General features: G+C 62.5%; 20 protein-coding genes. 7 read left to right on the top strand and 13 right to left on the bottom strand.

Annotated features, from left to right (window positions below; translation table 11 throughout):
* Nucleotides 1-38: 38 nt before the first annotated feature.
* The 7 genes from CCD76_RS10405 (at nucleotide 39) to flgL (ending at nucleotide 7,620) form a co-directional block, all read left to right on the top strand.
* A complete protein-coding gene (locus CCD76_RS10405; protein WP_087719458.1) occupies nucleotides 39-806 on the top strand; it encodes a flagellar basal body rod protein FlgF in 768 nt (255 codons plus the stop codon).
* A gap of 54 nt (nucleotides 807-860) precedes the next feature.
* Nucleotides 861-1,643, top strand: coding sequence for a flagellar basal-body rod protein FlgG (gene flgG, locus CCD76_RS10400; protein WP_071231260.1), 783 nt, complete (start codon nucleotides 861-863; stop codon nucleotides 1,641-1,643).
* Between the two features lie 59 nt (nucleotides 1,644-1,702).
* Entirely contained in the window at nucleotides 1,703-2,356 is a 654-nt protein-coding gene (locus CCD76_RS10395) for a flagellar basal body L-ring protein FlgH (RefSeq protein ID WP_087719518.1), read from the top strand.
* A gap of 5 nt (nucleotides 2,357-2,361) precedes the next feature.
* A complete protein-coding gene (locus CCD76_RS10390; RefSeq protein ID WP_087719457.1) occupies nucleotides 2,362-3,501 on the top strand; it encodes a flagellar basal body P-ring protein FlgI in 1,140 nt (379 codons plus the stop codon).
* Nucleotides 3,501-4,571 carry a flagellar assembly peptidoglycan hydrolase FlgJ gene (gene flgJ / locus CCD76_RS10385; RefSeq protein WP_087719456.1) on the top strand — a complete coding sequence of 357 codons (1,071 nt, stop codon included), beginning with the start codon at nucleotides 3,501-3,503 and terminating at the stop codon, nucleotides 4,569-4,571. The genes CCD76_RS10390 and flgJ overlap by 1 nt, the downstream gene beginning before the upstream one ends.
* Nucleotides 4,572-4,698: 127 nt before the next feature.
* Nucleotides 4,699-6,327: a flagellar hook-associated protein FlgK gene (flgK, locus tag CCD76_RS10380; RefSeq protein WP_087719455.1), complete on the top strand. Its 1,629-nt coding sequence runs from the start codon at nucleotides 4,699-4,701 to the stop codon at nucleotides 6,325-6,327.
* Between the two features lie 69 nt (nucleotides 6,328-6,396).
* Complete coding sequence (gene flgL, locus CCD76_RS10375) at nucleotides 6,397-7,620, top strand: flagellar hook-associated protein FlgL (RefSeq protein WP_087719454.1); 1,224 nt, start codon at nucleotides 6,397-6,399, stop codon at nucleotides 7,618-7,620.
* A gap of 192 nt (nucleotides 7,621-7,812) precedes the next feature.
* Here flgL and fliR read toward each other — a convergent pair whose 3' ends face one another.
* The 13 genes from fliR to fliF all read right to left on the bottom strand — a co-directional run bounded on the left by fliR (nucleotide 7,813) and on the right by fliF (nucleotide 19,971).
* Nucleotides 7,813-8,604, bottom strand: a complete 792-nt coding sequence (gene fliR / locus CCD76_RS10370) for a flagellar biosynthetic protein FliR (protein WP_087719453.1) — start codon at nucleotides 8,602-8,604, stop codon at nucleotides 7,813-7,815.
* Between the two features lie 16 nt (nucleotides 8,605-8,620).
* On the bottom strand, nucleotides 8,621-8,890 hold the full coding sequence (fliQ, locus tag CCD76_RS10365; RefSeq protein WP_087719452.1) for a flagellar biosynthesis protein FliQ: 270 nt from the start codon (nucleotides 8,888-8,890) through the stop codon (nucleotides 8,621-8,623).
* Nucleotides 8,891-8,949: 59 nt separating this feature from the next.
* A complete protein-coding gene (fliP, locus tag CCD76_RS10360; RefSeq protein ID WP_373419416.1) occupies nucleotides 8,950-9,681 on the bottom strand; it encodes a flagellar type III secretion system pore protein FliP in 732 nt (243 codons plus the stop codon).
* 38 nt (nucleotides 9,682-9,719) lie between these two features.
* The gene (gene fliO / locus CCD76_RS10355) at nucleotides 9,720-10,163 is read right to left on the bottom strand and encodes a flagellar biosynthetic protein FliO (protein WP_071231252.1); all 444 of its coding nucleotides are present in this window, start codon (nucleotides 10,161-10,163) and stop codon (nucleotides 9,720-9,722) included.
* Complete coding sequence (gene fliN, locus CCD76_RS10350) at nucleotides 10,160-10,669, bottom strand: flagellar motor switch protein FliN (RefSeq protein ID WP_071231251.1); 510 nt, start codon at nucleotides 10,667-10,669, stop codon at nucleotides 10,160-10,162. The genes fliO and fliN overlap by 4 nt, the downstream gene beginning before the upstream one ends.
* A complete protein-coding gene (gene fliM, locus CCD76_RS10345; RefSeq protein ID WP_087719451.1) occupies nucleotides 10,662-11,672 on the bottom strand; it encodes a flagellar motor switch protein FliM in 1,011 nt (336 codons plus the stop codon). The genes fliN and fliM overlap by 8 nt, the downstream gene beginning before the upstream one ends.
* Before the next feature lie 18 nt (nucleotides 11,673-11,690).
* Entirely contained in the window at nucleotides 11,691-12,161 is a 471-nt protein-coding gene (fliL, locus tag CCD76_RS10340; protein WP_256961253.1) for a flagellar basal body-associated protein FliL, read from the bottom strand.
* A 481-nt stretch (nucleotides 12,162-12,642) separates the two neighbouring features.
* The gene (locus CCD76_RS10335) at nucleotides 12,643-14,091 is read right to left on the bottom strand and encodes a flagellar hook-length control protein FliK (RefSeq protein WP_087719449.1); all 1,449 of its coding nucleotides are present in this window, start codon (nucleotides 14,089-14,091) and stop codon (nucleotides 12,643-12,645) included.
* Between the two features lie 80 nt (nucleotides 14,092-14,171).
* Nucleotides 14,172-14,621, bottom strand: a complete 450-nt coding sequence (gene fliJ / locus CCD76_RS10330) for a flagellar export protein FliJ (protein ID WP_256961265.1) — start codon at nucleotides 14,619-14,621, stop codon at nucleotides 14,172-14,174.
* A 204-nt stretch (nucleotides 14,622-14,825) separates the two neighbouring features.
* The gene (gene fliI, locus CCD76_RS10325) at nucleotides 14,826-16,247 is read right to left on the bottom strand and encodes a flagellar protein export ATPase FliI (protein ID WP_087719447.1); all 1,422 of its coding nucleotides are present in this window, start codon (nucleotides 16,245-16,247) and stop codon (nucleotides 14,826-14,828) included.
* On the bottom strand, nucleotides 16,237-17,160 hold the full coding sequence (locus tag CCD76_RS10320) for a flagellar assembly protein FliH (RefSeq protein WP_087719446.1): 924 nt from the start codon (nucleotides 17,158-17,160) through the stop codon (nucleotides 16,237-16,239). Before CCD76_RS10320 ends, fliI begins: the two co-directional genes overlap by 11 nt.
* Nucleotides 17,147-18,145: a flagellar motor switch protein FliG gene (fliG, locus tag CCD76_RS10315; RefSeq protein WP_071231246.1), complete on the bottom strand. Its 999-nt coding sequence runs from the start codon at nucleotides 18,143-18,145 to the stop codon at nucleotides 17,147-17,149. The genes CCD76_RS10320 and fliG overlap by 14 nt, the downstream gene beginning before the upstream one ends.
* Nucleotides 18,142-19,971 carry a flagellar basal-body MS-ring/collar protein FliF gene (gene fliF, locus CCD76_RS10310; RefSeq protein ID WP_087719445.1) on the bottom strand — a complete coding sequence of 610 codons (1,830 nt, stop codon included), beginning with the start codon at nucleotides 19,969-19,971 and terminating at the stop codon, nucleotides 18,142-18,144. The genes fliG and fliF overlap by 4 nt, the downstream gene beginning before the upstream one ends.
* Nucleotides 19,972-20,132: the final 161 nt, after the last annotated feature.

Here is a 20,132-nt window from a genome sequence, read left to right as displayed (position 1 = left end):
CGCCGATATGAAAGGCGCCGATATGAAAGGCATAGGGCATGGATAGAATTCTCTACACCGCCGGCGGTGGCGCGAGCCAGACGATGGCGCAGCAATCGGTGGTCAACAACAATCTGGCCAACGTCAGCACGCCGGGATTTCGCGGTGAGCTGATGGCGTTTCGTGCCGTGCCGGTGGAAGGCGAGGCGCGCCTGCCGACCCGTGTTGCCTCGATGATGACGACGCCGGGTGCCGATTTCACGCCGGGCACCATCAGTACCACTGGGCGCAGTCTCGATGTGGCGCTGCAGGGCGACGATACCTGGCTGGCGGTGCAGTCGCCGAACGGCGGCGAAGCCTATACCCGCCGCGGCGACCTCCAGGTCGATTCCACCGGCCTGCTGACATCGCTCGGCAACCCGGTGCTTTCCGACAACGGCCAGGCCATCGTCGTACCGTTGGGGGGCGACGTGACCATCGCGCCGGACGGTTCGATCAGCGTGCTCGAGCCGGGCCAGAACCCGGATGCCATCGCGCCGCTCGCTCGTCTCAAGATGGTCGCGCCGGGGAACGACAACCTGGTACGCGGTGAAGACGGCCTGTTCCGGGTGCCACCCGCCCAGGGGCAGGACGTGGCGGCGCCGATTCCGGCCGACGATACCCTGCGGCTGATCCCGGGGGCGCTCGAGGGCAGTAACGTCACCGCCACCGACGCCATGATTTCGATGATCGACAGCGCTCGGCGTTACGACATGCATATGAAGGTGATCGAAAGCGCGGACGAGAACGAGCAACGCGCCAACAGCCTGCTTTCTCTGACCAGTTGACTCTGACCAGATGATGCTGGTCGCTGGCTGGCTTACCGACAACGAGGTTTTGTCATGATCAAATCTTTATGGACGGCCAAGACCGGCCTGGAATCGCAGCAGGTCAAGCTGGATGTGATTTCCAACAACCTGGCCAACGTCTCGACCAATGGCTTCAAACGGTCTCGTGCCGTCTTCGAAGATCTGCTGTACCAGAACGTGCGTCAGCCCGGTGCGCAGTCTTCGGTAGTCGATACGCTGCCATCCGGCATGCAGGTCGGTACGGGCGTGCGTCCGGTCGCCACCGAGCGGCTGCACACCCAGGGCGGTCTGCAGAATACCGAGAACTCCCGCGATCTCGCGATCAACGGTAAGGGCTTCTTTGCCGTGCAGATGCCGGACGGCACCACGGGCTACACCCGTGACGGCAGCTTCCAGGTCAACGAGAACGGCCAGCTGGTGACGGCGGGCGGTTATCCGGTCGATCCACCGATCGTGATCCCGCAGAACGCGCTGTCGATCACCGTCAGTCAGGATGGCGTGGTTTCCGTGATGCAGCCGGGGACTTCCCAGAGCAACGAGGTGGGGCAGATCATGCTCTCCACGTTCATCAACCCGACGGGGCTGCAGAGCATCGGCCAGAACCTGTACCTGGAAACCGACGCTTCCGGCCCGCGTAACGATCTCAACCCCGGGCTGGATGGCGCTGGCGTGCTCTATCAGGGATACGTCGAGACTTCCAACGTCAACGTGGTGGAAGAGATGGTCAGCATGATCGAGACGCAGCGCGCCTACGAGATCAACAGCAAGGCCGTCGAAACATCCGATCAGATGCTCCAGCGTCTGACACAGCTATAAACCGGGGAAGGCGCGTGTTGCTGACCGCAGAATTGGCCACGGTGTGGCGCAGGGTGTTGATGCTGACCGGCCTCTGTCTGGTGCTGATCGTGGCCGGCTGTGCCCAGATTCCGCGCCACTCCGTGGTCGAGAATTCGTCCCCGGTAGAGATCCCGTCGACACCGCCGACGCAGGCCAACGGCTCGATCTATCAGGCGCGCTTCGGCTTCCAGCCACTGTTCGAGGACCGTCGTCCGCGTCAGATCGGGGACATCATCACCATCGTGCTCGACGAGCAGGTCAGTGCCAGCAAGAGCTCGGCGGCGAATGCGTCACGAGACGGTTCGGCGACTTTCACGCCGACGCTGGTGCCGGACGCTCTCGATACCCTGACCGACTATGGCATGGACCTCGAAGGCGAGAACATCTTCAACGGTTCGGGGGGCGCCAATGCCAACAACACCTTCACCGGGACTATTACCGTGACCGTCTATGATCTGCTGGCCAACGGCAACCTGAAGGTTCGCGGGGAAAAGCAGATCGCGATCAACCAGGGCACCGAATACATTCGGTTCTCCGGCGTGGTCAATCCACGCGCGATCAGTGGTTCCAATACCGTGCAGTCGACGCAGGTCGCCGATGCCCGTATCGAATATGTCGGTGACGGCTATATCAACGAAGCGCAGACCATGGGTTGGCTGCAGCGCTTCTTCCTCAACATTTCGCCGTTCTGATGCCTATGTCCGCTCCGCTTCGTTCATTCCGATCGCGTCGCTCGCCGCTGGCCAGAGCGCTTCTGTTCCTGGCGATCCTGCTGTTCAGCCTGGGCGCTCAGGCGCAGCGCATTCAGGATCTGGCCAATTTTGCCGGCGTACGCGACAACCAGTTGGTCGGCTATGGTCTGGTGGTCGGTCTCGACGGCACAGGCGACCAGACCACTCAGGCGCCGTTCACGGGGCAGAGCATCACTAACCTGCTGTCGCAGCTGGGCGTCACGGTTCCCGCGGGCACCAACATGCAGCTGCGCAACGTGGCGGCGGTCATGGTGACGGCCAGACTGCCGCCGTTCTCCCGCCAAGGGCAGGAGATCGATGTCACCGTGTCGTCGATGGGCAATGCCGATAGTCTGCGCGGCGGCACGCTGCTGATGACGCCGCTGAAGGGGGCGGACGGTCGCGTCTACGCGCTGGCTCAGGGCAACGTCTACGTCGGCGGCGCCGGAGCGGAAGCGGCGGGTAGCAGTGTCTCCGTCAACCATCTGGCCGCCGGTCGTATTCCGGGGGGCGGCCTCGTCGAGCAGGAAGTGCCGATGCGACTGGGCGACGCCAGTGGCACGCTGGATCTGTTCCTCAAGAATGCCGACTTCGAGAATGCCCGACGCATGGTCGCGGCGATCAATCAGGAGTTCGGCGCGCCGGTCGCTGCCGCGCTCGACGGGCGTACGGTGCAGTTGAAGCTGCCGGCCAACGACAATGATCGCGTTACCTTTCTGGCTCGTGTGCAGGGGGTGAACGTCACCACCGAGCGCGGCCCGTCCAAGGTGATCGTCAACGCGCGTACCGGCTCGGTGGTGCTGTCGGACACCGTCACGCTCAATCGTGCCGCGGTGGCCCACGGCAACCTGTCGATCGTCATCGACTCCAATCCGCAGGTCAGTCAGCCCAACGCGCTGGCTGGCGGCAACACGACGGTCGTTCCCAACGCCGATATCACCGTACAGCAGGAGGGCGGTGCGCTACAGATGGTTCAGACCAGTGCCGACCTGATGGAGGTAGTCAACGCGCTGAACGCACTGGGCGCCTCTCCCCAGGATCTGATGTCGATTCTGCAAGCGCTGAAGTCTGCGGGATCGCTCAACGCCGAACTGGATATCATCTGATGGCGATCACCAACGATCTTTCGGGGCAGTTTGCGCTCGACGTCCAGAGTGTGCAGAAGCTCAAGTACAGTGCGGCCAACTCGCCGCAGGGGAGTCTGAGGGAAGCATCGCGTCAGTTCGAGGCCGTGTTCCTGCAGATGATGCTCAAGAGCATGCGCGATGCCAGCCCCCAGTCCGGTCTACTACAGAGCAATCAGATGGACATGATGCGCTCGATGCAGGATCAGCAGTGGGCGCAGCAGCTGGCGGGCAAAGGGTTGGGGCTTGCCGATCAGCTGGTCGCGCAGCTCGAGGGTAGCGGCCTGCCGGGAACCTCGGCACTGCCCGCCGCCTCGGGCGCTACGGGCGACGATGCCTCGGCCCTGATCGCCGGCATTCCGCGGGGTACGCCACGGCTGTTGCATGGTGGCCTGCGCACGCCGGGATTTGCGCCGGATCTGTCACGGCATGAGATTGCCAGCGCTGCCACGGCCAACGGCTCGTCATCGACATCGGCATTGATGGCAGACGAGACCGACGATCGTCCGGTGCACGTCCGCGCCTTCCTCGACAGTCTGGCAGGGCCGGCCAGGCAGGCGGAACAGACTTCGGGCGTGCCGGCCGAGCTGATTCTGGCCCAGGCCGCGCTCGAAACCGGCTGGGGTCAACGGGAAATTCCCACGGCCAGCGGCGGCAACAGCCACAATCTCTTTGGCATCAAGGCCGGCCAGTCCTGGCAGGGCGACACCATGAATATCACCACTACCGAGTATGTCGATGGGCGACCGGTCAAGATGGTCGATCGCTTCCGCGTCTATGACTCCTATACCGACGCCTTCAACGATTACGCCAAATTGATCGGTGACAACCCTCGCTACCAGGGGGTCGTGGCGGCTTCGACACCCGACCAGGCGGCTCAGGCGTTGCAGCAGGGCGGTTACGCCACGGATCCACGCTATGCCGAGAAGCTTCGCGGCATCATGGCGCAGTTGGGCTCGCTCGAATCCTCGGCGGGTCGCGATCTGCTGGCGGCAGCGAATAATGCCGGCAACTCGTTCGGCCCTGACGACCTGCCCACGGCGATTTTCTGATCGGCGGTAACAATTGGTTGCGAAATCGCTGCCTGAAGGGGTCAAGAAGCGGCTCTCGCGGCCGATAGAAATCATAACCTTGCACGGACATCGCCAGCATCGTCATGGCGTTTCACGGGATAGCGATATGAGCCTGTTTTCGATTGGCCTTAGCGGTTTGAGCGCGGCGCAGAATGCGCTCTCGACGACCAGCAACAACATCAGCAACGTCTACACCGATGGCTATAGCCGACAGTTGACGCTGTTGGGACAGAACAGCAGCGGCGAGGGTGGCGGGTCCGGCGTCAGCGTCGACGGCATCCAGCGCCAGTACAACAGCTATATCAGTTCGCAGCTCAATCAGGTCAATAGCCGCGAGTCGGCCCTGGAAACCTACCAGAGCCAGGTCAACCAGATCGACGATCTGCTGGCGGACAGCGATTCCGGCTTGACCACGCTGATGCAGAATTTCTTCTCCAGCCTCGAGGATCTGACCGGTGCGCCTTCGGACGCAGCCGCGCGCGAAGGGGTATTGGGCAGCGCTCGCAGCATGGTCGCACAGTTCCGTGCTTACGATGGCTATCTCAGCGACATGCGTGAGGGCATCAACGGCCAGATCGGCGACGTGGTCACCCAGGTCAACGATCTCAGTGATCAGATTGCCGATCTCAACAAGCAGGTGACGTTAGCCCGTGCCAGAAGCGGCGAAGAGCCCAACGCGCTGCTGGACCAGCGCGACAAGCTGGTCAGCGATCTCGGCGAGCTGGTGGACGTCAACGTGCAGGTCCAGGATGGTTCGACCTACCAGGTATCGCTATCCAACGGCACGCCGCTGGTCGCCGGCAACAAGTCCTTCGATCTCGTCGCCGTCAAGAGCGATGAAGATCCTTCCAATATCACGATCGCCTACGAAGATGGTGCCGGCTCGCGTTCGCCACTCAAGGAGTCCGTCATTCAAGGCGGTGAACTGGGTGGATTGTTGAGCTTTCGTAGCGAAACCCTCGACAGCGTTCAGAACCAGCTCGGTCAGTTGGCGGTGACATTGGCAGTGGAATTCAATGACCAGCATGAGGCTGGCGTGGATATCAACGGTGATTCCGGCAAAGCGTTTTTCGAAATCGGTGGCCCGACCGTCATTGCCAGTGCCAATAACGCAGGCAGCGGTTCGCTGGATGCCGAGTATGGCGACATCAGCCAGTTGACGGCGGACGACTATCAGCTGACCTATCAGGCGGATGGCTCCCTCAAGGTCGAGAATCTGAGCAGCGGCGAGAAGCTTCCTGATGTCTCTCCGGATGCTGATGGCAATCTGTCCTTCGGCGGGGTGACGCTGGCTCCCGGTACCCCGCCCCCGGCTGAAGGCGACGTCTTCACGCTACAGCCGACGCGCAATGCGGCTGCCGGATTCGATCTGGCGCTGAGCGATACCAGCCAGATCGCCGCTTCGGAAAGCGGTGACTCCGGTGACAACCGCAATGCCTTGGCGTTACTCGACCTGCAGAATCAGACGCTGGTCGGTGGCAGTGCCACCTTCAGTGGCGGCTACGCTTCGCTGGTCAGCGATGTGGGCAACCGGGCGGCGATCACCGATGCCAACCTCACGACCCAGCAGGGGCTGAGCGATCAGCTTTACGCCTACCAGCAGGCCGACTCGGGCGTGAACCTGGACGAAGAGTACGCCAACCTGATGCGGTATCAGCAGTACTACTCGGCCAATGCCAAGGTCATCGAAGCCGGTTCGACCATCCTGGATACGATTTTGGGGCTGCGCGCTTGAGAGCTGTCGAAGCGCCGTTTTTGAATAATCATTGAGTGCGCCTGATCGGGCGCCGTCGAGGAGAGAGCCGTGCGTGTCAGCACCGTGATGATGTTCGAGCGCAGTGTCAGCTCGATGAACCGCCAGCAGAGCGCTTTCATGGAAGTCGGCGAGCAGATTGCCTCCGGCAAGCGTGTGGTGCGCCCTTCCGATGATCCTCAGGCCGCGTCACGTGCGGTCGGGGTGTCGCAATCGTTGGCCACCAATGCCCAGCAGAGCGACAGCCGGGTGACGGTGCGCAATTCGCTGAGCCAGGAAGAGAGCGTTCTCGACAGTGTTTCCGACGCTCTGACCCGGGCCAAGGAGCTCATGGTCCAGGCCGGCAATGGCACGCTGAGCGACGCCGATCGCCAGTCCCAGGCGTCGGAGCTGCGCGGCGTCTACGAGGCGCTATTGGGGCAGGCCAACTCTACCGACGGTAACGGAAGCTATCTCTTCGGCGGTTACAAGGATAGTTCCGCGCCCTTCGTCAAGGATGACTCAGACCCCGAGAAAGTATCCGTAAAGTACGATGGCTCCGATAAGGTTCGCCAGCAGAAGGTCGACTCTTCTCGAATGATGGACGTCGGCAACACCGGGAAAGAGGTCTTCCAGAGCGTGACGGCCGGCGCGGGTTACGTGGCGAAGGCGGGTGACAACAGCGGAACACTGACTTTCACCGGCCCGCAGGTGACGGACACTACCGTCACGGGCTATGGAGAAAGTTATACCGTTACCTTCGATACTACAGTAGAGCCGACGACTTATCAGGTAACCGACTCGACAACAGGTGATGAGGTCTCTAATGGTGATTACGCGGCAGGCCAGTCGATCGAGTTTGCCGGTATCAAGTTGACGCTTGAGGGTACACCGGAGCCGGGTGACGTGCTAGAAGTTGGACCAGCTGAGGATATGGATCCCGACGTTTTTGCGACGTTGGAGAACATGCTCTCGGCGCTGGAGAATCCGCTGGATTCCGACGCCGACAAGGCAGCCTTCGCCAATACGCTGTCGACTTCCAGCCGGGAACTGGATAACGCGCTGGACAATGTGCTGACCGTACGCGCGTCCGTCGGTGCGCGACTGAACGAGCTGGACACGCTCGACACCGTGGGGGGTGATCGCAAGATCAGTTACACCCAGACCCAGAGCGATCTGATCGATCTGGATTACACCACCGCCATTTCGGACTATGTCCTGCGGCAGGTGGGGTTGCAGGCGTCGCAGAAGGCCTTCGTCGATTTGCAGGGGACTTCGTTGTTCGACTTGATGTGATGTTCGACCTGGCGCGACTTTCGACCTGACGCGGCGTCGGGTTTCAACCGCCAACGTATCGGGCCGTTAACGGCCCGGTTCGAAGTCAAAGGGGCGCATCCTGCAGGATGCGCCCCTTTTGTTTGGTTGAGCTGTCGATTGGCGAATTGGAGAGGGGCTCGGGTCGAGATCGATTCCCGTTGCGATGTCAGGTCAGGGCGTGCCGGCCATCTGTTCGATCATGCCCTGCATGAAACGAAGCTGCTGCTCGAACAGATCGCTCCAGAAGCCTCCCATATCCGGAATCAGTGCGGTAATCAGCACCAGGCCAGCGGTCAGTGTCATCGGGAAGCCCACCGAAAAGATCGAGAGCTGTGGCGATGCGCGATTGAGAATGCCCAGTGAGAGATTGATCAGCAGCAGCGCGGTGACGATGGGAATCGCCATCAGCAGGCCGGAGGAGAAGATGGTGCCGCCCCAGCGGGCCAGCGTCTCGGCGAAGGTGGCATCGATCGAGGTCGAACCGATGGGCAGCACCTCGAAGGTCCAGGCGAGAATTTCGATGGTGATCAGATGTCCGTCCATCGCCAGGAACATCAGCAGCGTCAAAAGCTCCAGCAGGCGTGACAGCACCATCGTATTGGTGCCGGCATCCGGCTGAAAGAAGGTCGCGAACCCGAGGCCCATCTGCATGCTGATGAACTCGCCGGCAGTCTGCACCACGGCGATCATGATCCGCAGCACCAGGCCCATGGCGATACCGATAAGGATCTGCTGAAGCATGATGCCGAAGCTTGCCAGCGAGAACAGGGGAATCGCCGGCATCGGTGGCAGGGCAGGCGCGATGGCCACAGCGATTGCGGCCCCAAGCAGCGCCTTTACCGGCGTCGGCACGCTCGGCAAGCTCCACAGCGGTGAGGCCATGAAGAAGGCGAGAATGCGAACCGTGGGCCAGAAGAAGAGCCGTATCCAGCTCTCCCATTGCGCGGAGGTAATATCAATCATCGATCGCGCTGACGGGTCAGCTCACCATCTGGGGAATGTTCTGCAGCAGTTCCCGGGTGAAGTTGACCAGTAATTGAATCATCCAGGCGCCGGAGAGGATCAGCATGGCGAAGACGCCCAGGATCTTGGGAATGAACGTCAGCGTCATTTCGTTGATCTGGGTCGCCGCCTGGAAAAGACTGACCAGAAGGCCGACCAGTAGCGCGGTCAGCAGTAGCGGGGCGGCTATCATCAGGGTCACTTTCATACCCTGGTAGGCCATGCTCATTACCATTTCGGGAGACATTGCTTACCTCCATGCGGTCGCGAAGCGGGGGCTGACGACACGGTTCGTGTCTGTGCGACTCACGAGAAATAGAAACTTTGGGTCAGCGAGCCGATCAGAAGCTGCCAACCATCGACCAGCACGAAAAGCATCAGCTTGAACGGCAACGAGATCGTGGCCGGTGGCACCATTATCATCCCCAAAGCCATCAGTACGCTGGCGACGACCAGGTCGATGATCAGAAACGGGATGAAGATCGTGAAGCCGATCTGGAAGGCCGTCTTCAATTCACTGGTGACATAGGCTGGCACCAGGATACGCATCGGCACGTCTTCGGGACCCTGCATCTCGCCGACGTCGGCGATGCGGGCGAACATTGCCAGATCGGCCTGCCGGGTCTGGGCGAACATGAACTCGCGGAATGGCCGGCTGCCTCGCTCCAGCGCTTCCTCCATCGAAATTTCTTCGGCCGAGAACGGTTGCCAGGCTTCTTCATAGGCCCGGTCGAGTACCGGCGACATGACGAAATACGTCAGAAACAGCGCGAGCCCGAGCAGAACCTGCGTCGGCGGCGCCGAGGGCGTGCTCATGGCGGTACGCAACAGCCCCAGCACGATGATGATCCGGGTAAAGCAGGTCATCATCAGCAGCATCGCCGGCAGAAAGGCGAGCGAAGACAAAAAGAGCAGCGTCTGCAGGCTCAGCGACCAGCGCTGACCGCCGTCCGCCATCGGCTCGCTGACAATGCCGGGAATCGCCTGCGCCACCGCCCACTGGCTGGCCGTCAACGCCGCCAGGGCGCCCAACCCCACGACGACGCCACGCAATCTGGAATTAGCCGCAATAGCCACTAGTTGTCGACCCCGTTGTCCCGCCTGGGCTTTTGGCGCTTGAGCGAGTCACTCGCATTCTGTTTGAGGGCTTGACCCAGGCGACTGGCAAAGGAGCCGCTCAAGGGTGCCGACCCAGAGGCGACAGGCGTATTGGGGGGCGGGGTCATGCTGTCCAGCTTGGTTACCTGACCGCCACCGACGCCCAGAACCAGCCAGCGATCATCGACCTCGACGATGACCACGCGCTCGCGTTGCCCGACCGGCGTACTGGCCACGACACGCAGATGCTGCGTTCCGGCACGACGGTTAGGACCGATACGCTTCAGCAGCCAGGCGCAGGCCAGGATGATCGCCACGACGATCAGCAACGACATTGCCGTCTTGCCCATCATCAGAAGGCCGATGCTGTCGCCGCTGCCGGCCGTGGTCTGCGCCGCCTGCTGTAGCGTATCGTCGTTCATCGATTCAGTTTCTGGACGCGTTCGGACGGCGTGACGATCTCGGTGATGCGGATGCCGTATTTGTCATCCACGACGACGACTTCGCCCTGGGCGACGAGATAGCCGTTGATCATGATGTCCATCGGTTCACCGGCCAGTCCGTCCAGCTCCACGACCGAGCCCTGGGCCAGTTCGAGCAGTTGCTTGATGGTGATGCGCGTTCGGCCCAGCTCGACCGAGAGCTTGACCGGGATATCCATGACGACGGCCAGATCCCGAGCCTCGCGAGTGTTGCCGCTGCCTTGATCGAAGGACTGGAAAACGCCGGCTTCCGCCGATTGTGCCTCGCCGGAACCCGCCGTGCCGGTGGGCTTGGTCGCTTCCTCGACCGTTTCGGACTCGTCGGCTTCAGGCTCGACACCCTGTTCCGCCATGGCCGCTGCCCAAAGATCGTCGGCATCCTGGTTGTTGTCGCTGGCCGTATCGGAAGCTCCCTTCTGGGATCCCGGTTTTTGATCATCACTCATTGTCGAAGTCCTTCATGGCGGAGTACGTACCATGGTCAATAAGATGCTTCACCCGTAGCGCGCGTTGACCTTGCCGGGTCCCGTATTCACAGGCCATGACCGGTACACCGTCGACACGCACGTCGATGGCTTTGGGGAGATCGAAGGGGAGAATGTCGCCGACCTTCAGTGTCATCACGTCACCGATGGTCGAGGGTATCTCGGCAAAATCGGCGATCAATTCGACCTGGGTCTGCTTGATCTCGCCGGCCATGCGCGACTCCCACTGGGTATCGTCGCTGTCGAGCGTTCCGATCGGGCTGGACAGAATGTCCCGGATCGGTTCGATCATGGAAAAGGGAATGCAGATGTTGAAGTCGCTGGTCAGGTTGCCGACCTCGAGATGGAACGTACTGTTGACGACGATCTCGTTCGGCGAATTGGTGATGTTGGCGAAGCGCACCTGCATTTCGGAACGCATGTAATCGACGTCCACGGGATAGATCGATTTCCAGGCGTCGCTGTAACCCTCCAGCGCCAGCGACAATAGCCGCTGGATGATTCGCTGTTCGGTGGCGGTGAATTCGCGACCGTCGGATTTGGTCAAAAACCGGCCATCACCGCCGAACAGGTTGTCCACCACCATGAAGACCAGACCCGGCGGGAACACCAGCAGGGCGGTGCCCTTGAGCGGCTTGAGGCTGATCAGGTTCAGGTTGGTCGGTACCGGCAGGTTGCGCGCGAACTCGCTGTAGCTCTGGTAGCGCACGCCGGCGACCGTGATATCGGCGCTGCGTCGAATCAGGTTGAACAGGGCCACCCGGAAGAGACGCGCGAACCGCTCGTTGATGATATCCAGCGCCTGCAGACGCTCACGGATGACCCGGTGCTGGTTGGCCGGGTCGAACGGGCGCGCGTCGCGACGGTTACTCTCGGGCGCTTTGGCGGGCGCGTCGGTATCGCCGCTGACACCGTTGAGAAGGGCGTCGATCTCTTCCTGCGACAGCAAATCGTCTTGGGACATGATTGGCCTGGCGTCCGCTTACTGCACGATGAAATCGGAGAACAGCACGTCGTCGATGGATAACGTGGGCTGCGGCGTGGTGATCGGCTCGTTGAACAAGTCGAGAATCTGCTGCTTCAGCTGGACCTTGCCTTCGGGCTTGATCAACTCTTCGGCGCTCTTGCCGGATAGTAGCATCAGCAGCCGGCTGCGAACCTCGGGCATGTGCTGAGTGAGGAACGTGCTGGTCGCCTCGTCGCCGACGCGCAGCGACAGCCCGACGTAGAGCAGGCGGTCGCCGTAATCGCTCTGCAAATTGACGGTGAAGGGGTTGATGGTCACGAAAATCGGCACCGGCGCTTCGACCGGCTCGTCATCGACGACCTCGGTCGCCTCGCTGCCGTCGCGGGCGTCGAGGAAGAAGTACACGGCGACCGAACTGGCCACCGCCAGCAGGACGATCAGTAGCCCTATCAACAAGAGGGAGCGGCTTTTAGGGGATGCGGCCATTGATTCTGCCATTACGGTGATCTCTGAAAGTTGCAGCGGATTATGCGGTGCTGGAGAGCGTCGCGATCGACGGAAAAGACGCCTTCCGGTCTGCTAACTTCCCCTTTCATGCGCCGGGATCGGAAGATGAAGGCGTGCCAATCGCGAACGGCGCCGCATGACTTGATGTCGCGGCGGGAGTGCCCGCCGCTATCCGTGTTATCGGCAGTGCTGATTAGGATCTGTTGACGTTTCAGCGCGAACCGCGTTGCTGCGCCAAATGGCGCCAGGCCAGGCGCGGGATGCAGAGAAGGGTGGTTCCCTTTTCCAATCCCGCAACGCCGCATGGCGCCATTTGTCGCGCAACCCGAAGGGCCGGGCCAGTTTTTGCACGGTGCTGCGTTATTCGTCGTTCATTTGGAACGACCAAACAACGCTCCTCACGCCTTGCCCCGCACAAAAACTGGCTCCGGCGCGGCCGTGCATGAAACGTCAATAGATCCTAGGCGTAAAGGCTGATGTTGCCATTTGGGGTGAGGGCAACCTGGCGCAGGGTGGCGTCATCGCTCGTATCGACTCCCGATGCGGCAAGCAGCGGGCCGGAGGCGCTCGACGTGCCACGCGGGCGATCGTCGTCCGATGACTGGCCTTGCTGGAACTGCCCCTGGTCGCCGACCATCGCTTCACCCAGGGCGATGCCGCTGTCAGCGAGCGCCTGGCGGAGCTGGGGAATCGCGGCCTCGACGGCAGCCCGAACCGGGGCGTGGGCAGAGAGAATCTGAAGCTGTGCCTGCTGGTCCTGTACCGTCAGTGATACGCTCAGCGGACCGAGCTCCTGAGGATGAAGGCGTAGCGACATCTGCTGATCACCGCGCTGATGCATCTGCAGGATTTGCTGGCCGAAGGAGGCGGGCCATTGCGGTGACTGAACCGGGGTCGAGATGGCGCCGTTGGTCACCGCGGCTGCCGATGCCAACCCCGTGCCGTTCGATAGCGGCGACGCCAGATGTGTCAGAGATCCGCCATCGGGCCGCGGGCTCGTGAAGAGGGCGCTATCCAGTCCGTCACGTTCCGCGCCGGATGCCGACAGGGCGTCTGCGAGCGCGTTCGTCAGCGCTGCACCGGCAGGGTCTCCCGTTGACGGGGATTGGGACAGAACCTGGCCGGCGGCGGCCAGCAGCCCCGAGGACGAGGACGAGGTCGGGTTGCCGCTACGGTTTCCTTCGATCGCCGAAAGCAGCTCGCCGAGCCCGGGCTGTCCGGAGGTCGCATTGACGCGAGTCGAGGCGCCGGGCTGCTCGCCGTCATCCGACACCTTGCCGGACAGCATCGCGGCCACACTTCGCGCGGCGTCGCTGGCCGTCAGGGTCATCTGCTGCAAGGTGGATTGTCCGGCACCGAGTGTCGCGGTGCCATTGCTGGCGGCAGCCGCCGAAGCGTTACCGGCTGGTTGCGCGCCCGTCGTCAGCGGAAGCGCGGCGATGATGGCGGCAAGATCTTCCGCGTCGATCGGCCCTGCGTCGCTATCGCTCGCCTTGGCGTTCGATGGCGCCTTGCCGTCGGTCTTGCCTTCGAGGCTGGCCAGGACGGCGTGAAGCCCTGCCATGTCTCCCTCTTCCAGGGCTTGCAGAATCTCGCGCGCGTCCTCGCTCGTCTGTCGAGTGGCGTCGGATTCGGCATCCGCTGCCTGCGAATCCTTTGTCGCTTGGCGGCTCGAGGCGAGGGCCGACGACGCGTCATCGGCTTCTTGCGTATTCGACCGCTCGGTGGTGTTCGTTGCCTGCGACGCTGAACTGCCGCCGGCTGCGGATCGCTGGGGTTTTTCTGCCCCTGCGGCCCGCTGCATGACATCGGCGAAGGGCGCGCTGGCCGTTTCCTTGGACGCGCTGTTCCCGGTATTGGCGCCACGCGTCGAGGATGAGGTCACGCTGGTGAGAGAGGAAAGTTCCATGGACTACGCCGCCAGTTTCGTTATCGGATAGAGCTTCTAATCGGTGCTGCTGAGCAGGGCTTCCATTCAGTGTTTCGGTATTACCACTGGTGCCCGGCGTCTTGCTGACGGCGGCGTAACTGCGCCGCCATTTCGTCGCTGTGACGTTGCTCGTGACGAGCCTGGTGGCGGGCCGCTTCATGCTGGCTGCGTGTATGCAGCGTGTCGTAGGCGTTGAGTTTTCGGCGTTCGCCCTGCCAGTGCTGCTTGCCGTTCTCGACGCGGGTCTGGTGCTCGCCGAGCCGTCGCTGTTGCTGTTCGATCGCCTTGTCGAGAGAGGCGATGAACTGTTGATAGTCCCGCCATTGGCTCGATGAGACACCCCGGGTCAGACTGTCGTGGAGCTTGCGCTGGTACTCGTCACGATAACGCTGCAGCTGCCCGAGCTGATTCTGAGCCTCCTGCTGTTGACGCTGCAGGTGGCCCAGGTTCTCGACAGCCTTGTCGCTGCTGCGCTGTGCCAGATCTCGAAGCATCTGCATGGCGTGCATGTTGGCCAAAGCGTTACCTCCTATCCGTCCGTCGACCGGGGGCGATTCACCGAGGCGATCCGCCGGGACAATCCACCGGGACAATCCACCGATTGCCATTGTGGCGCTCGGGCCGTCCCGTCAAAGGATTGATAAGCGATGAAAAATGCCACTATTCCGGTACTGCGCGCGCCGATTTGCCACTCGACGGGGTGCGGCGGAAGGTCAGTCGTCGATCGGTATGAGTCTATCGAGATCGGCCTGGGTAGGAGCCAGTTCGGCGATCTCGTTCATACGCTGTTGCAGGAAGGCCTCGAGTCGTGGATAGAGCGCGACTGCGCGATCCAGCTGGGGGTCCTGGCCGCTGATGTAAGCGCCAACGTTGATCAGGTCGCGGTTGCGCTGGTAGCGCGAGATCATCTGCTTGAAGCCTTGCGCCTGGCGCAGGCGCCTGGTGTCGACCACCGCCGGCATCGCACGACTGATCGAGGCCTCGATATCGATGGCCGGGTAGTGGCCGCTCTCCGCCAGCTGTCTTGAAAGCACGATGTGGCCATCGAGGATCGCGCGGGCGGAGTCAGCGATGGGGTCCTGCTGGTCGTCACCTTCCGTCAGCACGGTATAGAAGGCGGTAATCGAGCCACCGCCGCGCTTGCCGTTGCCGGCCCGCTCCACCAGCGCCGGGAGCTTGGCGAAGACGGAGGGGGGGTAACCCTTGGTTGCCGGCGGCTCGCCGATGGCCAGCGCGATCTCGCGAGCCGCCATGGCATAGCGGGTCAGCGAATCCATGATCAACAGCACGTTGCGCCCCTGATCACGAAAGTCTTCCGCCAGCCGCGTCGCGTAGGCCGCGCCTTGCATGCGTTGCAGCGGCGAGGTATCGGCCGGGGCGGCAACCACCACGGCTCGGGCCAGGCCCTCGTCGCCCAGAATGTTTTCGATGAAGTCCTGAACTTCGCGCCCCCGTTCACCGATCAGGCCGACGACGATGACATCGGCATTGGTGAAGCGCGCCATCATGCCCAGCAGCACACTCTTGCCGACTCCGGAGCCGGCGAACAGGCCCATGCGCTGGCCGCGGCCCACGGTGAGCAGCCCGTTGATGGCACGGATGCCCACGTCGATGGCGGTATCGATGGGCGCACGGGCCAACGGGTTGATCGGCGGCGTGTCCAGCGGGGCGTGGGGTGCCTGCTCGAGCGGGCCGTGGTCGTCGAGTGGCCGGCCGTTACCGTCGACGACGCGGCCCAGCAGCCCGTCGCCCAGCGGGAAGCGCCTGGCGCTGGCGATGTCCAGGCGGTTGCCGCTGAGCGCGAGTACCCGGGCGCCCGGCAACAGGCCGCTGGTGTCTGCCAATGGCATCAGGAACAGCTTGTCCCCGGCAAACCCGACCACCTCCGCCTCGGCATAGCGTTCGTCATCGTGGCCGTTGCCGGGGGAGAGTTCGATCAGGCAGGCACTGCCAAGCGGAAGGCGGATTCCGATGGCTTCCAGCACTAGCCCCGTGGCGCGAGTCACCCGGCCTTCGTGGCGGTAATGGGAGAGCGATTCGACGCGATGGCTGATCTTGCCCAGCACTTGACGCCAATGCTGGTGGTGCTGGGAGGCCCCCGATGAGATCGAGGACTCTGTGGCGTCACTCGTCATCGGAGCTCTCGCCACCGGAACTCTCGCCACCGGAACTTTCGCCATCAGAACTCTCGTGACCCGGACCTTTGTGATCCTTACCGCTGTGATCGGCACCTTCTTGCTCCGAGCCACCATGGCTGGAGCGGTCATGGCCGGACTCGAGCCCGCCGTCCTGAGATTCAGGCTCTGCCGGTTGGCCGCTCGACGTCGTCTTGCGTTGACGCCGCTGGTCGAGAATCGCCTTCCACTGGGTGCTCAGGCTGGCGTCGAGTCCGCCGGCGGCACTGGTGACATGGCAGCCGCCGCGCTCGAGCGTGGGGTCGGCGTGACACTCCCAGCCGCTGGCCTCGAGTGCATCGCCCATGGTGGTCGTTACCAGCTCGAGATCATCCGGATGCAGCCACAGACGGGGCTTGCCGTTCAGGGTGGTGTCGGCATCGAGCAGCTCGCGCACGACGCTCAGAATGTGTTCGGGGTTTGCGGCCAGCGACTCGCCCGCCAGTTGGCGGCCTGTGATCAGCGCCAGTTCGACCAGTTGATCGGCGACTTCGGTATCCAGCGTCGCCAATGCCTGACGAAAATTGCTGGCCAGCTCGGCAAGGGGGCGTAGCGTCATGTCCAGGCGCTTGTTGAATTCCAGTTCGGCGGCTGCGTTGGCCGCTTCGAGACCTTCCTTGTAACCTGCCTGATAGCCTTGCTCGTGCCCTTCGCTGTAGCCGCTTTCGTAACCCTGTTGCCGGGCCTTTTCGGCGATCGCTCGGCGCGCCTTCTCCTCGGCGTCTTCCCGTTGCCGACGACGACGCTGCGCTTCGGCGTCTGCGGCGGATTGACCGGGAGCCGGGGACGGGGCGCGCGCGAGCTCTTCCATCTGCCAGCGGTGCCATTCGACACGGTCAGACTCGGTCCGATTGCCGCGATCAGACGTAGCCATCGTCGCCACCCGTCAAGGCGATTTCGCCGGAATCCGCCAGACGCCGTACGACCGCCAGAATCGACTTCTGTTCGTTTTCGACCTGCGATAGACGAACCGGTCCTCGGTTTTCCATGTCTTCAAGCATCAGCTGCGCCGCACGCTGAGACATGTTGCGAGTGAACTTGTCGACCAACGCTTCTTCGGCACCGCGCAGTGCAATCACCAGAGAGTTGGTTTCGACTTCGCGCAGAATCATCTGGATGCCGCGGTCGTCGATATCCAGCAGGTTCTCGAACAGGAACATCTCGTCGATGATGCGTTGCGCCAGGTCCTCGCTATGCGCGCGAACCACTTCGATGACCTGTTCTTCCTGAGTGGAGTTCATCAGGTTGAGAATCTCGGCCGCTGTCCTGACCCCGCCCATCTTGCTGCGCTTCAGGTTGGTGCCGTCGAGCATCGACGTGAGTACCTCGGTCAGTTCCTGCAGCGCTGCCGGCTGTACGCCGCTGAAGGTGGCGATGCGCAGCATGACGTCTTCGCGCAGCTTGTCGCCGAACAGTTCGAGAATGTCGGCGGCCTGAGAGCGCTCCAGGTGCACCAGGATCGTGGCGATGATCTGCGGGTGCTCGTCGCGGATCATTTCGGCGACCATCGACGCTTCCATCAGATTCAACGAGTCGATGCCCGACGCCGTATTGCTGGTCTCGAGAATGTCCTCGATCAGGCTGCTGGCGCGTTCGCTGCCCAGTGCCTTGGTCAGAACCGCGCGGATATGATCGCTGGAGTGCAGATTGATGGCCGTAAACTGCTCGGCTTCCTCGTAGAAATCGCGTAATACCGCCGCCATCTCCTGATGAGAGACCTGGCCGAGCTTGGCCATTTCCTGGCTGATCTCCTGCACCTCTCGGCTGGAGAGGTACTTGAAGACTTCCGCTGCGCTGTCTTCGTCCAGGGAGAGCAACAGGATGGCGCCGCGTCGAGCGCCAGTCATTTCCACCGTCATGATTTGTCCATCCAGCTTCTGACGACCATGGCGACCAGGCGGGGATCTTCCTGGGCGATTTCACGAACTTCCTTGAGATCCTGCTCGTAGCTCGAGGCGCCGCGACGGCTGCGTTCGCGTCTCGAGCCTTCTACAGGCTCATCGCTGACGCCGCTGTCACTGACTGCCTGGTAGCTCGCGGCACCGGCGGCTGCCGCCGCGCCGGTGGCGGGTGTCGGTGCCGCCACCGGCGCGGGAGCGGGCTCTGCGGTCTGGCGACGCAGGAGCGGTTTCACCACCTTGAACCACAGGAACAGGGCGACCAGGGCGACGACGAGATACTTCAGTACGCTCTTGCCGAGACTCCAGACTTCCGGCGTCTGCCACCAGGGCAGGGTGTCGAAATCCTGTGCATCGATCTGGAACGGGCTGTTGACGACCTCGAGCGCATCACCGCGAGCCGCCGAGAAGCCCATCGCCTGGCGTACCAAGCCGCGGATCTGCTCCATCTCCGTGTCGCTCAGTGCGACCTGGGTCGGATTGCCGTCCTCGTCGACTCCTTCGCGATAGTTGACGACAATGGCTGCCGACAGGCGCTCGATGTCGCCACTGTGCTGCTTGATGTGCTCGACGGTGCGGTCGACTTCATAGTTGACGGTACTGTCGTGACGTACCCGGCCGGTCTCGGTGGTGTCAGCGGTCTCGGTGGCGGCGCCCTGCGTATCCGCGTTCTGGTTGTCGGCATTATTAGCGTTACCGGCGTTGTCGGCCCCATCGGTCTGGGCTTGGGTATCCGGCGCATTGATCGGGGAGGCGGCAACGCCCGGCGGCTGATTGCTCAGTGCGCCTGGTACGCCCATGGCGAGGTCGCCATTGCGCTGGTACGACGAGCTGCTCTGTTCGCTGCGCACGGCAGCCTCGTTCGGCGCCTGGTTAGGGCCGTAACGCTCCGCGGTCTGTTCCCGTTGGGAGAAGTCGATTTGCGCGGTGACCTGCGCGCGTACGTTCTTGGCGCCGACGATCGGCGCCAGGATCGCCTCGATGCGCTGGGCGTACTGGTCCTCGAGATTATTGACGTAATCGAGCTGGCTACCATCCAGCTGGTTGGTGTTGCGGTTGGAGCGGCTCAGCAGATCGCCGTTCTGATCGATGACGGTAACGTCGTCGACGGCCAGTTGCGGCACGCTGCTGGAGACCATGTGGACGATGGCATTGACTTGGCCTTCGCCCAGTACCCGACCCGGCTGCAGGTCGAGGACGACGGAGGCGGAGGCGGGTTCGCTCTCGCGGACGAAGACGGACGGCTTGGCCATGGCGAGGTGAACGCGGGCCCGCTCGACGCTGCCCAGCGTGCCGATGGTGCGGGCCAGTTCGCCCTCCAGAGCGCGCTGGTAGTTGACCTGTTCGGCGAACTGGCTGATGCCGAATGCCTGGTCATCCATCAGCTCGAAGCCGACGCCGCTGGCTTCGGGCAGCCCCTGTTCGGCCAGCCGGAGACGAGTCTGGCGGACCTGATCGGCCGGAACGAGCAGGGCCTGGCCGCCCTCGCTGAACTCGTAGGGGATGCCCATGGTATCGAGCTGGGTGATGATTCGACCGCCGTCGGCGTCGGTCAGTGTCGAATAGAGAACCCGATATTCCGGGCTGCGGGCCCATAGCAGCAGGGCAATGACGATAGCCACGGCAGCAGCGCCGGCTACGATCAGCGGGATACGGGGGTTCTGTTGCAACTTGTTCAACCAGTCGCGACCGCCGGACGTCGCCGCCGAAGCGGCTTGCCGATTCGGATTCCGGGCGGATGCGTTGGTTGAACTCTGAGCGTCGTTGGACGACGTGGCCGTGCTCATGTCGGACTCCGCTCATGGCACGTGGTGCGACTCGACAACATAGCAGTAGTCTGCTCCCTGCAACGCGTCTGCTCATCCGTGCCTCGACACGCTCGGAGAGTCAGTCCGATGCGGCCCTGGCCGGGGCGTTAGTTTGATGGCAGCCATTATGTGTCGGTACG

The organism is Salinicola salarius (assembly GCF_002179555.1).
Taxonomy (GTDB): Bacteria; Pseudomonadota; Gammaproteobacteria; order Pseudomonadales; family Halomonadaceae; genus Salinicola; species Salinicola salarius_A.
The sequence above is the reverse complement of the archived record's forward strand: the minus strand, read 5'-3'. Positions and strand labels throughout refer to the sequence as shown.

What these genes read in the sequence shown, in the direction of transcription:
- CCD76_RS10405 (WP_087719458.1), top strand. Translation starts at nt 39, where the DNA reads ATGGATAGAATTCTCTACACCGCCGGCGGTGGCGCGAGCCAGACGATG.
- flgG (WP_071231260.1), top strand. Translation starts at nt 861, where the DNA reads ATGATCAAATCTTTATGGACGGCCAAGACCGGCCTGGAATCGCAGCAG.
- CCD76_RS10395 (WP_087719518.1), top strand. Translation starts at nt 1,703, where the DNA reads ATGCTGACCGGCCTCTGTCTGGTGCTGATCGTGGCCGGCTGTGCCCAG.
- CCD76_RS10390 (WP_087719457.1), top strand. Translation starts at nt 2,362, where the DNA reads ATGTCCGCTCCGCTTCGTTCATTCCGATCGCGTCGCTCGCCGCTGGCC.
- flgJ (WP_087719456.1), top strand. Translation starts at nt 3,501, where the DNA reads ATGGCGATCACCAACGATCTTTCGGGGCAGTTTGCGCTCGACGTCCAG.
- flgK (WP_087719455.1), top strand. Translation starts at nt 4,699, where the DNA reads ATGAGCCTGTTTTCGATTGGCCTTAGCGGTTTGAGCGCGGCGCAGAAT.
- fliR (WP_087719453.1), bottom strand. Translation starts at nt 8,604, where the DNA reads ATGATTGATATTACCTCCGCGCAATGGGAGAGCTGGATACGGCTCTTC.
- fliQ (WP_087719452.1), bottom strand. Translation starts at nt 8,890, where the DNA reads ATGTCTCCCGAAATGGTAATGAGCATGGCCTACCAGGGTATGAAAGTG.
- fliO (WP_071231252.1), bottom strand. Translation starts at nt 10,163, where the DNA reads ATGAACGACGATACGCTACAGCAGGCGGCGCAGACCACGGCCGGCAGC.
- fliN (WP_071231251.1), bottom strand. Translation starts at nt 10,669, where the DNA reads ATGAGTGATGATCAAAAACCGGGATCCCAGAAGGGAGCTTCCGATACG.
- fliM (WP_087719451.1), bottom strand. Translation starts at nt 11,672, where the DNA reads ATGTCCCAAGACGATTTGCTGTCGCAGGAAGAGATCGACGCCCTTCTC.
- fliL (WP_256961253.1), bottom strand. Translation starts at nt 12,161, where the DNA reads ATGGCCGCATCCCCTAAAAGCCGCTCCCTCTTGTTGATAGGGCTACTG.
- CCD76_RS10335 (WP_087719449.1), bottom strand. Translation starts at nt 14,091, where the DNA reads ATGGAACTTTCCTCTCTCACCAGCGTGACCTCATCCTCGACGCGTGGC.
- fliJ (WP_256961265.1), bottom strand. Translation starts at nt 14,621, where the DNA reads ATGCACGCCATGCAGATGCTTCGAGATCTGGCACAGCGCAGCAGCGAC.
- fliI (WP_087719447.1), bottom strand. Translation starts at nt 16,247, where the DNA reads ATGACGAGTGACGCCACAGAGTCCTCGATCTCATCGGGGGCCTCCCAG.
- CCD76_RS10320 (WP_087719446.1), bottom strand. Translation starts at nt 17,160, where the DNA reads ATGGCTACGTCTGATCGCGGCAATCGGACCGAGTCTGACCGTGTCGAA.
- fliG (WP_071231246.1), bottom strand. Translation starts at nt 18,145, where the DNA reads ATGACGGTGGAAATGACTGGCGCTCGACGCGGCGCCATCCTGTTGCTC.
- fliF (WP_087719445.1), bottom strand. Translation starts at nt 19,971, where the DNA reads ATGAGCACGGCCACGTCGTCCAACGACGCTCAGAGTTCAACCAACGCA.